Below are 15,318 nucleotides of genomic sequence, written 5' to 3'. Positions count from 1 at the left end.
ATCAATAATGTTTCGTTTCTAACGCTTGTTCAAAGTGATTCAACAAACGGTAATACATTTCATCACCGATAATGGCATCTTCCAGTCCATGATCAATGCTCGGATTATCATTGATTTCAATTACATAAGCCTTATCATCCACCATTTTCAGATCGACTCCATACAACCCTTTTCCTATCAGATTGGCAGCCTTAACAGCTGTATCCAATACCACACGAGGCACCTGATAAATAGGAATCGTATCTACCAATCCACAACGGCTTCTGCCCGAATCATAGTGACAGTAAATCTGCCAGTGTCCTTTTGCCATATAATATTTGCAAACATAGAGCGGTACACCGTTCAATAAACCGACACGCCAGTCAAACTCCGTTGGAGTAAATGCCTGTGCCAGCAAGATAGCCGATTTTTCAAACAGTATCTTCAGACTGGCTTGCAACTCTTCTTCGTTCGACACTTTTTTCATACCAATGGAATAAGAGCCATCCGGTATCTTCAGGATAAAAGGAGCGCCTACCTGTTCGCTTATCTGTTCGAACGAATGATGGTTGGATTGAAAAATCAATGTAGACTTGGGAGCAGGTATCTTTTCTTTCTCAAAAAGTTCTTTCAGATACACTTTATTCGTGCACCGGATGATAGACAGCGGATCGTCAATGACAGCCATTCCGTTTTGTGCAGCCAACTGTGACAAATGGAATGTATAGTGATTGAGCGACGTTGTAGTACGAATAAACAAGGCATCAAATTCGAGCAAACGAATAGCGTCATCTTCGGTAATTATCTCCACATGGATATTCATTTTCCTAGCTACCTCCGTCAATTTGTGCAGAGCGCCTTTATTGCTGGGAGGAAATTTCTCCTGTGGATCGACCAATACAGCCAGACTATAGCGGGAAGCCTTTGCCGACTTCGGTGCACGCCATATTTTCTTGTTAAAGTTATCCAGCGTATTGGCAAAAAAATCCTGCTCTTCATCATTGAGCTGATTCAGGGAAAGAAAATGAATACCCTCAATCTGATTTTTGGGATGAGTATTCAAAGCCACTCTCAACAATGGACAAGGGTAATTCTCGAAAATAAAACGTGCAATCCGTTCCAGACCTTTTTCCCGGCATTTGCCAAAGTAGATATTCAGATACCAGATATCATCCTTGATGTCATTCTTCTGTATCCATTGATAGCAAAGGGCTTGCAGACTACGATCCATCCGCACCCCCGTTCCGGCCTCCATTTTGTTGATGATATCAACATCCGGAATGACTTTCTGTCCTCTCGTTTGGGCTAGCAGCGAACAGTAATACCCTTCAGAGTTATAACTGTAATCATTGCTAAGATTAATAACTAACTTCCGGTCTTTCTCCACCGGCTTGTTTTTCAGATAGTCGGAAACAGTCAGGACACTACTTGTCTCATAATACGGTTTCCAGTCATCCAGATTATCCAACAGAATTAACACATTATTCATAATGGTTAAAAATTAAACCTACAAGAGGATATTAAGTAAATTGGGCGCAAATATAGACATATTATTCACTCCACATCACGCAATGGACCAAATTATTTTTGCAGTAAAAATCAGATAGGAAAAAAGAGGATTATTCGTATCTCATGGAGCTTGCCGGATTGATCTTAGTGATCAGAAATGAAGGACCAATCAGCATCAATACAGATGCAAACAAAGTGCCGAGATTAATCAAAACGAAAAGTAATACATTAAAGGAAACCGGAACAGTATCCACATAGTAAGTCTCCGGATCAAGTTTAAACAGTCCGAACTGTGACTGAAGAATACAGAAAGCCAAACCAATGGCATTGCCCCAAAGCATGCCTTTACCAATCAAAAAGACTGCAAACCAAAGAAAGGTTCTACGAATCGTGAAATTGTTGGCTCCCAATGCTTTTAAAATACCAATCATATTGGTACGTTCGATGATGATTATCAACAGGCCGGAAATCATAGTAAAACCGGCCACCCCTATCATCAGAAACAGGATGACCCATACATTCAAATCCAATAAGTCGAGCCAAGCAAATATCTGCGGATTCAACTGTTCGATATTACGCACATAATACACACCGCCCAGTTTATCCATCCGGTTATCTATATCAGTTGCGATTTCATACGTTATGTCCTCCAGTTTATCGTAATCTTTCACCTGTAACTCTACACCGGTCACCTGCTCCGGTTGCCAGCCGTTCAACCGATTCACCAGATTAAGATCCGTCAATAAAAAGAGATTGTCGTATTCGGAAAAGTTCGTTTGATAAATTCCGGCAATTGTCAGACGCCGGGCACGGATATCGTCCTGTATATAATAGGTGTATATCTTGTCTCCCAGTTTCAACTTCATCTTAGTGGCCAACGCCTTGGAAATAAGCACCTGATTGGAAGAAACAGAATCACTGAAAACAGGTATCTCTCCTTCCACCAAATATTCCTTTATAAAATGAGGGTCAAATTCCGGACCTACGCCTTTCAATACCATTCCCTGAAAAGCATCATCCGTCTTAATCATTCCCGGTTTAGTAGAAAAACGCTGTACATGACTTATTTCCGGATAATCAGCAAGAGCAGTCATCATACTGTCTCCTACCACAATCGGATGAGTTTCGTAAGAACTGACCGCATCCAGATTGGTAATCTGGATATGCGATCCGAACCCTATAACTTTATTTCTCACTTCACTTTTAAACCCGATGACTACCGCCACTGCAATAATCATTACAGCCAAACCAATAGCAATACCCGCCATAGCAATGAGGACCGCAGGACGTGACACCTGCTTTCCGCCATCGCTTTCACGATAGATACGCCGGGCTATGAAAAGTGATAGAGACAATTTGTATAAATACTTAATACCTGATACTTAATACTTAAATTTATTCCGTTCTTCCCGGATACACTTCCAAAGCCTTCTGCAAGACAAAAAGTGCACGGGTTAAATCTTCTTTCTTCAATACGTAAGCAATACGAACCTGATTGATTCCGGAACCCGGGGTGGTATAAAAACCGGAAGCCGGAGCCATGAATACAGTCTGACCTTCATACTCAAAATCAGAAAGACACCACGCACAGAACTTATCGGAGTCATCTACCGGAAGTTTGGCCACTGTATAGAAAGCTCCCATCGGAATGGGTGAATAAACACCGGGAATACGGTTTAAACCGTCAATCAGGCATTTACGACGCTCAACGTATTCATCATACGTCTCACGATAATATTCTTCCGGAGCGTCTAAAGAAGCCTCTGCGGCAATCTGTCCAATCAATGGAGGACTTAGGCGTGCCTGGCAGAACTTCATGACAGCATCACGTATTTCTTTGTTTTTGGTAATCAACGCACCGATGCGGATACCACATTCTGAATAACGTTTGGATACGGAGTCAATCAGTACGACATTATTCTCAATTCCTTCCAGATGGCAGGCAGAGATATAAGGAGATCCTGTATATATAAACTCACGATATACTTCATCGGAGAAAAGAAACAAATCATACTTCTTCACCAAGTCACGAATCTGATTCATTTCACGACGAGTATACAAATAACCGGTCGGATTATTCGGATTACAAATCAGGATTGCTTTGGTACGTTCATTAATCAGTTCTTCAAACTTCTCTACTTTCGGAAGGGAAAAGCCTTCTTCAATGGTCGTAGCAATAGTGCGAATCTTTGCTCCGGCAGAGATGGCAAATGCCATATAGTTAGCGTATGCAGGTTCCGGAACGATAATTTCATCTCCCGGATTCAGACAAGAAAGAAAGGAAAAAAGTACGGCTTCCGAACCTCCCGATGTAATGATTATATCGTCTGCAGTCAGATTGATATTAAACTTTGCATAATATCCCACTAATTTCTCGCGATAGCTACGATAACCGGCACTGGGACTATATTCCAGTACTTTACGATCAATATTGCGTATCGCGTCAATCGCGGCCTGAGGAGTGGGCAGATCAGGCTGTCCGATGTTCAGGTGAAACACATGGACTCCGCGTTGCTTGGCAGCATCTGCCAAAGGAGCCAGCTTTCTGATAGGAGATGCAGGCATCTCGTTTCCGCGAATGGATATGGTTGGCATAATTTTATTGACTATTTTACAATTTACTATTTACTATTTAACTTGGAGCTGCAAATGTACGCAATAATTTGAATACAGAGACATAAAAACTTTAAAAACCTTAGCAAGGTTAAAATCGTTATGGTAATTTGAAAAGAAAGCTATACATTTGTCATACAGAAAACTTAAAACAATATCATAATGACCATACACCTTATCTCATTCGCCTCAATCCTTCACAAACAATCCTCGCTAAGAGGCTCGCACGAAGCTATTTTAAGCGAGATTGAAAAATATTATACTGTAAAGCTGGTCGACTATCAAGATATGGACAAGCTTAATAGTGATGATTTCAGAATCATTTTCATCGCTACCGGCGGGGTGGAAAGACTGGTCATACAGCATTTCGAAAACCTTCCCCGCCCTGCCATTTTACTGGCGGACGGCATGCAGAACTCCCTTGCAGCTGCATTGGAAATCTCTACCTGGCTGCGGGGACGCGGAATGAAAAGTGAGATTCTACACGGTGAACTACCAGCCATTATCCTGCGTATCCATACACTTTATAATAATTTCCGGGCACAACGTTCCTTATTCGGCAAACGTATCGGAGTCATCGGAAGTCCTTCTTCCTGGTTAGTGGCCAGTAACGTGGACTACTTGCTGGCTAAGCGCCGTTGGGGAATTGAATATGTAGATATTCCATTGGAACGGATTTATGATCATTTTCAACAAATCACAGATGACCAGGTAGGAGCGTCATGCGCGGCTGTAGCATCTCAAGCTCTTGCCTGTCGCGAAGGGACTCCCGAAGATTTAATCAAATCAATGCGACTATACCGGGCGATAAAAAAGGTATGTCAGGAAGAAAATCTGGAAGCACTGACATTAAGCTGTTTTAAACTGATTGAACAAATCGACACTACCGGATGCGTGGCATTATCTTTATTGAATGATGACGGGATAATAGCAGGTTGTGAAGGAGATCTCCAGTCTGTATTTACGCTATTAGCAGTTAAAGCACTTACGGGTAAAGACGGATTTATGGCAAATCCTTCCATGATCAATACCCGTACTAATGAACTGATATTGGCACACTGCACCGTAGGTCTCAAACAAACGGAGAGATATATTATCCGAAATCATTTTGAAACAGAAAAAGGAATTGCCATACAAGGGTTACTTCCGACGGGGGATGTAGCGATCATAAAATGCGGCGGTGAATGTCTGGATGAATATTACTTATCTACAGGAACATTAACTGAAAATACCAATTATATTAATATGTGCCGTACACAAATACGCATCCGCATGAATACTCCAACAGAGTATTTCCTGAAAAATCCGTTGGGAAATCATCATATTATGGTTCATGGAAATTATGAAGATACGTTGAATGAGTTTTTCCAGGCGAATGCTTGTAAGCGGACAGAATAGCACTCTCTATTAATTTCTCAAAGAAGGCACTTTACTAATAAGCAAAACAATTCATCCGCTTATTAAGAAAGTGCTTTTTATACAGGTATATCCATACAAAATAAAATTTACCAAATAAAACCACCATTTATAATAGAAGATATGAAAACTAAATGATACTTTTGTATATCAAAACAATCTCATATCTAATATTATGGAATCTGAAGACGTCATCCGCAAACATTCTATTAGTGTTCTTTTCAGAATAGCTTTATTTATCTTAGTATACATCGGACTCATTGCATTGGGAGTGTTCCTGTTATGGATAGCATACCGGTTTGCCGTCTGGGGATTTCTGCATTTTACAGCCATCTCCAGTTTCAGGCTGATTTTGATATTGATAGGAGCAATGATAGGCGGAATCGGTTTTTCTGTCATGTTCGGTATTTATCTGGTTAAGTTCATATTCTCCAAAACCCAGAATATCAATGCAAATAGAAGACCCGTTACCGAAGCAGAGTGCCCTGCATTGTTCAATGCTATTCGTGAGGTGGCTTCTGCAACCCAATGTCCGATGCCTAAAAAGGTATATTTATCACCGGACGTCAATGCATGTGTCTTTTATGACACAAGTTTCTGGAGTATCTTTTTCCCTGTAAAAAAGAATCTGGAAATTGGCTTGGGATTATTCACTTCCACCAATACTTCGGAACTGAAAGGCATTCTGGCTCATGAATTCGGACATTTCTCACAGAAAAGTATGAAAATAGGTTCCAGCGTTTATATTACGAATACTGTTTTATACAATCTTGCTTTTCAAGAAGACAAGTGGGATCAATGGGTAGATAAATGGTGTATGCTACCGGTTCAGCTTCTTGCCGTTTTCGGAATGTTAACCAGACGGTTCACTAATCTGGTGAGAAAGATTCTACAGAATATGTACAAAGTGGTCAACCGTTCCTATTTCCGTTTGTCCCGGCAGATGGAATATGACGCAGATGCCATCGCATGCAGCTATGTAGGCAACCAGGTTTTTGCATCCGCATTACGAAAAATCGAGGTTTTGGGAACTACTTTTGAAATCACCCGAAACGGACTGACTGACCTTTCCGAAGAGAAAAAGAAAGTCAGCAACATTTTTGAATCGCACCAGATTATCACAGATTTCATTACTTATAAAAATCAAATACCCCTCCGCTCTCAAAGCTTAATGAACAAAGATATTCCATCACAATATCCGGAATCGAGGATTGTTGTTGAAAATGTATGGGATACCCACCCATCATTAAGCAGCAGAATATCACATTTACCGATACAGAGCGGAGAAATATCCGAAAATGACTTATCATCTTCCTGGACTTTATTACCTGACAAGTATAAAGAAGAAATATCCCAAATCATAGAAGCACAAATTGCAGAAAACACACAAACCCCGGAAGATGAAATGAAAATTATCTCCAACGAAGACTTTACGCAATGGTATAAGGAGTATTATCGCAAAAACACAATCCCCGAAGAATATCAGACCTTTCTGCAAAGGGATATAGCTACATTTGACAGAAGTCTGGTTACCATCGAAGAAACAGAAAATCCATTTTCTCTATCCAATAGTGAGATAATAAAAGAATACTCAATAGCCACAGACGATTGGAATACACTATGCAGTGTCTACAACAAAGAATTGGAAATAGAGAGTATTTCTTATCTCGGAGAAAAATGCTCCATTGACAAACTTCCCATGGATAAGCACCGGACATATATACTTTCCTTATTCGAGAAAATAAAACAAATAGACCATGATATTTATAAGTATATATTATACCGCGTAATGGACGATGTTTCATTAAAAGAAAAAGTCAATTCATTGTATAATGCTATTTTCTTTGTGAAAGAATTTAAAGACCAATACGACATTCCTTTAACCGATCAAATCAATGCACTCATTGCAGAATTTAATCGACCTATAAACCGCGATGAAGAAAATATCAAGCAACTCAAAAAGACAGTTAATGCTCTCGAAAAAGATATAAAACAAACGATGAGTATGTGTGATTGGAAAATACTGTCAAAAGTTACTGTACCGGAAACTATCAATCAGTTGAAATCATTCGTTGAAAGTCCCAATGATGAGTCAGAGCTCTCCGAGATTAATATTGAATATGTCAACACAATGATCCAATCTAAAGTTATCTATTCTTATTTATTAGATAAAGTAGATAAGGATGCGAAAATAAAGCTTGGGAATATCATTGATAATATCGTTCAACAAAAATAAATGTATCATCCTGCTGACATACTGATAAAAATGAATCCTAAAAGCTGGACAATCAGCTTTTAGGATTCATTCCGTATTATCTTTTATCTACTCCGAAAACTAATATTGCAAGTTAATTTCAAATAGAGTTATCTTATTTGCAGTCAGAGCAGTAGCATTCTCCAATGTATAATCAAACATCACCTTTTGTCCGGCCTCATTTATTCCCACAAATTCAAAGATTCTACCAGCCAAAGTCTGTTTAGGAAGAACTCCCCTATATACATCTCCCGCTTTCATTAATGTGATAGTAGATAATGAAGCGGATGCGTCGGTTTTAGTTGTTGCAGTCTGGTTGATTAAATCTACAGATGAACCAGTTAGCACATTAAGCAGAGCAACCGAAGTCAACGTAACACCATCCGGCAAAGCCGGTTTTACTTCAATCCGCACCATCATATGCCCAAACTGTAAACTGACAGATCCCTCTCCCGGAAGAGCCTTTTCATTCTTAGCTACTAACAAATCACTCTGTGCGTAACCATTATCCTTTGACTGATCAGACAAAACTGTAAAATCAAAATTTGTGGTCGGATGATCCCCATAAGGATAATAAGCATAAAAATTGATAGGCGAATTATCCAATGGATAAGTGATTGATTTATCCGCGAGCCACTTTCCGTTGCCAGTGTAAGCATACATCACATTCTGGTTCAACACCTCTGATGCTCCGCGTTTTACACCAAAAACTCCTATCTGGTCATCCTCAACGAAAGAAGTGACTTTTCCCTCTGTAACGGTTCGCGTCTTTGATATATTCACATCGAAGTTGACTACCTTAGCAGATGGAACCAATTCATTCTCTGCATCCTGACTACAAGAAGTAAAACTCCCTATAAATGCAGACATTACCAATAGTATATTAAATCTTTTCATATTATTCACTGTTTAATTCTCTTTTACCTTTGTCAAAGATACATGATCCAAATAGAAATTCGAATTGGTAGCCGTTGGATAGAAACCAATGTAGAAATCATCATAATCGGCTACAGAAGCATCCGTGGCGTCAGCATCCGCATAAGAAGCTCTTCCGCTTACTCCCATTCTCGCAAAATTATAAGTGACGGAATATTCCACGTACTCTGATGTTGCAGTTACTTCCTTGTAAGTCGGATATTTACCGCCTACAAGTGCAGTCAATAATGGACATTTGCTTGTTGACGTTCTCACAAAGCAATTAATTTTTCCGGTTCCCTTTACTCTGAACTTCAGAATATATTCGCCTAGCTCTGCCTTACTCATTCGATACCCAACAAAAGACTGATACCATCCGGCTGTACCTCCGGTGTGAGACAGATATAACACATTATGATTCAATTGCTCATCTAATTGTATCGTCGAATTCCACCATACAGATGTAGCATTTACCGTTTTGAACCAACTATCCATAGGAATGCCACTATTAGCAGCAAACGGATTATTCCCAGCAGAGGCTTTCAAATCACCCAATAACAGACTGGAGATAGGTCTCACCAAAAAACTAGAGCCATTTCCTTGAATCACATTATCATCTTCTTCCCAGTCCTTAATAGGCTCTTCATCCATACTGATAAATTCAATCTTATCCAAGCTGACTTTAACCACTCCACTATAACGAATTCCACTCTTAATCTCCGATAACCAGCTCGCCAAACTGATCTTTTCTGTTCGTCCCCCCATTCCGGGAAGAACAATTTCGACGTAATATCCATTAGTGGCTGTCGACGGTAAGATACGTCCGGACGCTCCATTTCCCTCACTTTCCTCATACGCAGGAAGCAGGATGTCCTGCACATTTGTTATATCCTGAATACTTCCTGTCAACAGATTAAAATTTGCTTTGGTAGGCAGCCCCGTCAACTTAATGGTAGCATTTACCAAATACTCATCCTTTACTCCATCTCCGGCTTCCAACTCTACATTCAACTCTGCAACTACCGGACGAAGTTCCATCATTGTTTTCTTATTATCCCTATTCAATCCTTTACTATTATTGGCATACACAAAGCTGAAATTATCCGCTACTGTCTGATCCGCAATATTCAAAGGGTATAAGTCATCCTTTAGATTATCTTTATACGGGTAGTAAGCCACTATATCGACTTTACTTCCATCTTCAGGATAATACAGTACTTCATCTGTGGAAACAGGAGAAAAATATCCAACAGGATAAACAGTGGCTTTATGCTTTATATTATGATAGGGCATGATGATCTCCGTTGAATTGGCTTTCAGCATAGAAACACCGATCATCTGATTATTTTCCCATTGTACACCCGACTCATCCACATCAAATGTATACACTGTGCCCTGTATGACTGCGGGAGTTATGATCGCTTCCACTTTCTCATCATCGCTACACCCCGAAAAGATGCCAGCCGACAATATCACTAGAATCGAATAAAACAGATTGTTTTTCATATTGTATCTTATTTTATTATTAATCATTATAAATCTTCTCATAACGTAATATTTGCAGGCTTACCACAGAATGCACCCTGCGGCATTGCCACCGGAATATGTCTGCCGTTCCACTGAAGCACAATCTCTTTCAGCCCTGCATTCATGGCAGCATCTGTCACGGAAATGGTAATTTTCCCGTTAATATCCTCAATCAGTACCGTACAAGGGGCTGAAACTTCCAATCTTACATCACCCTTATCTAATACCTCCCCCGATTGATAGAAGACAGCTTCGATCACTTTGCCGTCTTTAGACTTTACAGCCTGCACTAATGTATCATTACGCAATACTTCAAAGGGTAATTCCGCTTCCGGCATTCCATCACCCGCATATACAACATACCCATAAGTATCATTCACCGGATTTTGTGTATGGTCAATCCATAAACGAAGTATGTCAACTTGCGATGGAAGATCTTTTATGCTTTTATTGGCTGAATTACGTTTTACCCAGTCCGTTTTCAGAGTCTCGCATATAAAAGATGCATTCTTGGTATACTGAGGCAATATGCTATATGCAAACTTACCTTTCTGCACCACCCAGAAAGATGTACCGTCTTTAGGAAAACTTTGCATGCCGGCACCCACCGGCAATATTTTACCATTGCTCCAAACAACAACTTCCGATTCCTTTTCAGGCTGGTCAATGGTAGTCCGGATAGTTCCCTGCATCTGAGGAGTCAGATTCGTTATTCCGGCACCCAAGGCTACCATATAGTCCTTCAACATAAAATAAGACTTGTATGCTTTCACTCCATAAAGTATCTCATTCTTAAGCGGAATATTTTTCTTTCTTTCAGATTCAATCTTATCCGTGGCATCCATCTTCTCAAAGATATATCCGGCAACAGCATTCTCTCCGCCATTTGTCGAAGCAGCCGCATAATTATGTTTACTGCAATATCCTCTCCAGTTAGTAACCGGAATTAATTTTTCCGCTCCCTCACGGGCGGTTACTCCCGGAGTCATAGTTATATCCCACGCTCCAATAGCTTTACGATATTCATTTCCACTTTTCTGAAATAAAGTCATGCCATCCGCAGGGTAAAAATTATACTCATCAGCGGCCGCCACTGCGCTTTCCAGTCCGTCACAACGAACAGATGCCATATTGACAATCATATGATAACGATCATTCTTCTTTATCAGGTCATCATTATTGAAAAACCAACGCGTACCATTATACATCCCGTCGGAATAGCCATTCATACTGATTAACCGTTTGCGGGCATCATGCAGAAAACAACGAAGTTCATTTTTCTGCACTGGCGTGAAAGAATCCGACCAATCTTTAAGCAACTTATCAACAATGGCCAGTGTACGAATATCAACTTTAGCCGGAGTGTAACGGGCCGTAAATCGGTCAATATAAGGAGTTATATTTCCTTTGTAGTAATACCAGTTACTTCCCCGGATAAAATTAAGCAAGGTTTCTATATTCTCATCGGTCAACTTCTTATCCCACGGGGAGTTCTTTAACGCACCCAAAATATTTAACGCATTAATTCCTCCATCAATAGGATATCCCCAGACAAGACACTGCATCCCGTGTCCCCAACCTGCGCCATCCGCCGTACAACCTTCTGTCCAGAAAGCGGTATTATATGTATTCTGTGAAGTATAACTTATCCCTCCCTGGGCTACCTGAACCAGCAGATCGACCATCGGGATAGATCTATACATCATAGCTACCGGCAATAACGGACGATATGCCAGCGCATTACCGCCTACCCACCATACATGGTTACGAAAACGTTCTATCTGTACTACATTTTTATCCGTCTCGTCATTCCGCAGGGGCTGTGTCCACGACTGAAGTGCCAGTGCTTTCAGCATTTCACACATATCAACCAACTGTTGATCTTTTGTTTTCCCGTTTTCCACCGCATCCATCTGTTTCAGGAAACAATAGTATATATTCACCGCAGCTGTAGGAATAGCAAAACAGGAAGCATGAAAGCGGTTCACCTTATTACTGCGGCTCACCTCAAGATTACCATAATAAAGTATAGACTTCTGAAGTTTACGAAACACATCTTTATCCAATGAAACTCCCATCCGGTCGTTGCGGAACTCTTCCGAAAGTTTCCATAGACGATTCATTGCATCTGTAATAAACAATCCCATCTCTTGTGCATCTTTCCCTTCAATCACCTTTTTTTCCCTGCCTGTCCAATCTGTAAATGTACCATCATCGTTCAGGAATGCAAGAATTTCAGGTACTGATATTTTTATCTTTGTTAAATCATATGCACGATAAGGAACTGTAGCATACTGATTCCGAAATGTCTTGATTGCCTTTTCTTTTTTATCATCTTTCACTTGTTGCGCATCCTTGGAATACCGATACAAATTATCAAACGATAACCGACGCTCCTCATTCTGAGCCTGAACAGCCAGAGCTCCTATCCAAAGAAGGACAATCGCATATATACAATTCTTTTTCATAACTAATCCTCTATTTACTGATCAATTCACGGGATTTTCTTTCACTAATATCTTAATCTCCTTTACCATGCTCTTTGAGTTCCAAGCATTCGAATTAGAGCCTACGAATGTAGCAGTATATTCACCCGGTTCGTTATACGTATAGGTATAAGACTGTGTTTTCATATTTAAAGACTTGATAGGAGTTCCCATATCCGGTGATACCGCAGTCAGATCTATAGCCTGACTAATCGCCCAGACATCGACATCCGACTTCAAATTGTCTGTTGTAGGCTGAAACAACAACGTAGTATTGCTAGCACTAAAATTAGTTTTTTTCGTAATTGCTTCAAAAGCATAATTAAAACCGAATTGCGATTTCGGATCATTCATTGTTGAGGTAGAACCATCTTTCAGTTTCTTCGACACAACTAAAGAGGTGACATCCACACGAGGATATGTATCCGCATCTGACGCAGCAACAGCATTATAATGGAAAGCCAGATAAAATTTCTTATCTTTATAAGCAGTAAGATCCATTCCGTCAGCAACCGTTTCCCTGCCACTGGCATCTGCACAAAGCGGAACTTTCAGATGCAGCTGTCCGTTTGCTCCGGATAAACATTGCCAGTCCTCCTCTTTTATTGTGGAATAATCTCCATTAAAACTCTCTGAGATGAAAATAGACATTGTCTCTTTATTACGATAAGGTACCCGTGTATACTGCTGCAATATTTCATATGACAATTCAGCCGATTCTATCTCCACCCGCAAACGGTCTTTATTTGCATATTTACTCCCATCCTCACCGGAATAAAAAACAATATAATCCGGATTTCCACTAAAATCAAAGGTAACAGGCTCACCTGCAAATATTTCCTGTATATCATTGGATAAAGTCACGCCAAAATCAACACAATCCACTTCGTCAGCATCGCAAGAAGAAAGCCATACGCCTGTCATTATCAGGAAAGAATAAAAATATATCTTTTTCATAATTTCGTTACATTAAAAGTTAAGATCACCAATTCACATTTTGTCCACAGGTCGGATTAGTATTCAGTTCTGCCTGGGGTATAGGATAATAGATATGTTTTTCTGCCAGGTTAATAGCAGGCAATGCTTTCACAGTGGTCAGATCATATCCGATTTTTTTATTCTGACTATCCATAGACTGATCCTTCAACAAATTGATACGGTCAAAGAAATATTGTTTTCCCCAACGGCGAAGCTCCATATGACGAGGCACTTCAAAGCATAGCTCCCTTGTACGTTCTACTTTGATGGAATCGCGGAAAGAACTTTGAGTACAGTCTGTCAATCCGATCTCCGATATTCCCGCTCTTTTACGTACTTCGTTTATCGCATCCACAGCTTCTTTTGTCGGCGAACCAGCCACCTCATTAGCACACTCGGCAATCATCAATAACACATCCGAGTAGCGCATTACAGGAAAGTTGATAGAGGAACTATTCAAAGACCACGGACGAACCGGATCATATTCAGCTCTCCATTTTCCGGGATCACCATCTACATAACTGGCTTTATCACTGTCTGACAACATCACTTTTTTAACTTTACCATCCGTCGTCACATATTTATAATCCGCAAAGTTCCACCATTTACGGGCATCTGCATCTTCGAACATCTTAAAAAACAATTTGGTGCCATGATACCAGGCATATGCTCTCGGTACATCGGGATCAGTAGTCGTTTGCTGGCTAATGCCCATATAAAGTCCCACTTTACCGCTTTCATTGGTCTTATCCAAACCGTTACCATAAAATTCGACCTCGAACATACTTTCACGGTAAGTCAGGTCATACTTATTGGAACACATATTAATAAATAAAGCACGATAACCATTCACCCCGTCCTCGGTCGTCTTATATAGAGTATGCAAACCGCTGTCTCTCACTTTACGCGCCCAGATAAGTGCGTCCTCCCAAGTATCAGCCTCAACTGGATATCCCGCCTGCCACATATATGCACGTGCCAACAATGCCTGCACGGTAGTTTTCGCAATGCGTCCCGGTGCATTCAGTTCATCAGCCGGAAGGCAACCCGGTTCCGCTTCTTCCAAGTCCTTTATAATCTGCCTATAAATTTCCGGCTGGGAAGATTTCTTCAGTTGTTGTTGTGCCAAATCACGAACAACTTCCAGTCGCAAAGGAACCTCTCCCCAATAAGCAACCAGATTCATATAGAATAATGCCCTTAATGCTTTTGCTTCTGCCAGAAACATTGTTTTCTTTCGTGCACCGCCACAATCCGAATCCGTGCGTCCGGTAATAGAAGCAATATAATCATTCGCACGATTAATACCCTCATACAAATGTTGCCAGGTAAGCTGTAAATAGGGATCCGTATTATTATAATTATTGAGTGAAGGCAATGCCTTGCTTTTATTATAATCGGCGCGATATACAGTAAGATCTGTTCCGGCGTCCAACTCTCCCCAGATATTCAGTCCATAAACACCTTCTGCTCCCAAACGGTCATAAATCCCGGCCAAACCTGCCATGCAACTATTCTCATCATGATACAGGTTCTTTTCATCCAGATTACCATATACCTCCGTATCCAAAAAACTACAAGAGGAAAATGCCAAGGTTACTCCTATAATATATACTATTTTTTTCATCATATTCTGTTTTT

The 15,318-nt window shown here is 40.4% G+C and carries 10 protein-coding genes; 2 read left to right on the top strand and 8 right to left on the bottom strand.

Annotated features, from left to right (window positions below; all coding sequences use genetic code 11):
• Position 1: 1 nt before the first annotated feature.
• The 3 genes from I2I13_RS10595 to I2I13_RS10585 form a co-directional block, all read right to left on the bottom strand.
• Positions 2 to 1,468 (bottom strand): RimK family protein, encoded by a 1,467-nt coding sequence (locus I2I13_RS10595; protein WP_195649458.1) that lies wholly within the window; start codon positions 1,466 to 1,468, stop codon positions 2 to 4.
• Positions 1,469 to 1,598: 130 nt separating this feature from the next.
• Positions 1,599 to 2,843 (bottom strand): ABC transporter permease, encoded by a 1,245-nt coding sequence (locus I2I13_RS10590; RefSeq protein WP_167511764.1) that lies wholly within the window; start codon positions 2,841 to 2,843, stop codon positions 1,599 to 1,601.
• Between the two features lie 40 nt (positions 2,844 to 2,883).
• Positions 2,884 to 4,083, bottom strand: a complete 1,200-nt coding sequence (locus I2I13_RS10585; RefSeq protein WP_148364872.1) for a pyridoxal phosphate-dependent aminotransferase — start codon at positions 4,081 to 4,083, stop codon at positions 2,884 to 2,886.
• A 180-nt stretch (positions 4,084 to 4,263) separates the two neighbouring features.
• On the opposite strand from I2I13_RS10585, the gene I2I13_RS10580 reads away from it, so the two are divergent.
• Both I2I13_RS10580 and I2I13_RS10575 read left to right on the top strand, forming a co-directional pair.
• Positions 4,264 to 5,499 (top strand): fucose isomerase, encoded by a 1,236-nt coding sequence (locus I2I13_RS10580; RefSeq protein ID WP_195649457.1) that lies wholly within the window; start codon positions 4,264 to 4,266, stop codon positions 5,497 to 5,499.
• A gap of 193 nt (positions 5,500 to 5,692) precedes the next feature.
• Positions 5,693 to 7,753, top strand: a complete 2,061-nt coding sequence (locus I2I13_RS10575) for a M48 family metallopeptidase (protein ID WP_195649456.1) — start codon at positions 5,693 to 5,695, stop codon at positions 7,751 to 7,753.
• Between the two features lie 99 nt (positions 7,754 to 7,852).
• Here I2I13_RS10575 and I2I13_RS10570 read toward each other — a convergent pair whose 3' ends face one another.
• From I2I13_RS10570 to I2I13_RS10550, 5 genes are read right to left on the bottom strand one after another with little or no spacing between them, the layout of a single operon-like run.
• On the bottom strand, positions 7,853 to 8,668 hold the full coding sequence (locus tag I2I13_RS10570; RefSeq protein ID WP_195649455.1) for a fimbrillin family protein: 816 nt from the start codon (positions 8,666 to 8,668) through the stop codon (positions 7,853 to 7,855).
• A gap of 12 nt (positions 8,669 to 8,680) precedes the next feature.
• Positions 8,681 to 10,192: a fimbrillin family protein gene (locus I2I13_RS10565; RefSeq protein ID WP_195649454.1), complete on the bottom strand. Its 1,512-nt coding sequence runs from the start codon at positions 10,190 to 10,192 to the stop codon at positions 8,681 to 8,683.
• 38 nt (positions 10,193 to 10,230) lie between these two features.
• Positions 10,231 to 12,681 carry a polysaccharide lyase family 8 super-sandwich domain-containing protein gene (locus I2I13_RS10560; protein WP_195649453.1) on the bottom strand — a complete coding sequence of 817 codons (2,451 nt, stop codon included), beginning with the start codon at positions 12,679 to 12,681 and terminating at the stop codon, positions 10,231 to 10,233.
• A 21-nt stretch (positions 12,682 to 12,702) separates the two neighbouring features.
• Positions 12,703 to 13,656, bottom strand: coding sequence for a DUF5017 domain-containing protein (locus I2I13_RS10555; protein WP_195649452.1), 954 nt, complete (start codon positions 13,654 to 13,656; stop codon positions 12,703 to 12,705).
• 25 nt (positions 13,657 to 13,681) lie between these two features.
• Positions 13,682 to 15,307 carry a RagB/SusD family nutrient uptake outer membrane protein gene (locus tag I2I13_RS10550; RefSeq protein ID WP_229126990.1) on the bottom strand — a complete coding sequence of 542 codons (1,626 nt, stop codon included), beginning with the start codon at positions 15,305 to 15,307 and terminating at the stop codon, positions 13,682 to 13,684.
• Positions 15,308 to 15,318: the final 11 nt, after the last annotated feature.

Origin of the sequence: Bacteroides sp. D55t1_190419_B8, assembly GCF_015558905.1 — a bacterium.
GTDB classification, from domain to species: Bacteria; Bacteroidota; Bacteroidia; order Bacteroidales; family Bacteroidaceae; genus Bacteroides; species Bacteroides vicugnae.
Note: the sequence above shows the minus strand (reverse complement) of the source record. Positions and strands in the feature narration are given on the sequence as shown.

What these genes read in the sequence shown, in the direction of transcription:
- I2I13_RS10550 (WP_229126990.1), bottom strand. Translation starts at nt 15,307, where the DNA reads ATGATGAAAAAAATAGTATATATTATAGGAGTAACCTTGGCATTTTCC.
- I2I13_RS10585 (WP_148364872.1), bottom strand. Translation starts at nt 4,083, where the DNA reads ATGCCAACCATATCCATTCGCGGAAACGAGATGCCTGCATCTCCTATC.
- I2I13_RS10595 (WP_195649458.1), bottom strand. Translation starts at nt 1,468, where the DNA reads ATGAATAATGTGTTAATTCTGTTGGATAATCTGGATGACTGGAAACCG.
- I2I13_RS10560 (WP_195649453.1), bottom strand. Translation starts at nt 12,681, where the DNA reads ATGAAAAAGAATTGTATATATGCGATTGTCCTTCTTTGGATAGGAGCT.
- I2I13_RS10575 (WP_195649456.1), top strand. Translation starts at nt 5,693, where the DNA reads ATGGAATCTGAAGACGTCATCCGCAAACATTCTATTAGTGTTCTTTTC.
- I2I13_RS10565 (WP_195649454.1), bottom strand. Translation starts at nt 10,192, where the DNA reads ATGAAAAACAATCTGTTTTATTCGATTCTAGTGATATTGTCGGCTGGC.
- I2I13_RS10555 (WP_195649452.1), bottom strand. Translation starts at nt 13,656, where the DNA reads ATGAAAAAGATATATTTTTATTCTTTCCTGATAATGACAGGCGTATGG.
- I2I13_RS10580 (WP_195649457.1), top strand. Translation starts at nt 4,264, where the DNA reads ATGACCATACACCTTATCTCATTCGCCTCAATCCTTCACAAACAATCC.
- I2I13_RS10570 (WP_195649455.1), bottom strand. Translation starts at nt 8,668, where the DNA reads ATGAAAAGATTTAATATACTATTGGTAATGTCTGCATTTATAGGGAGT.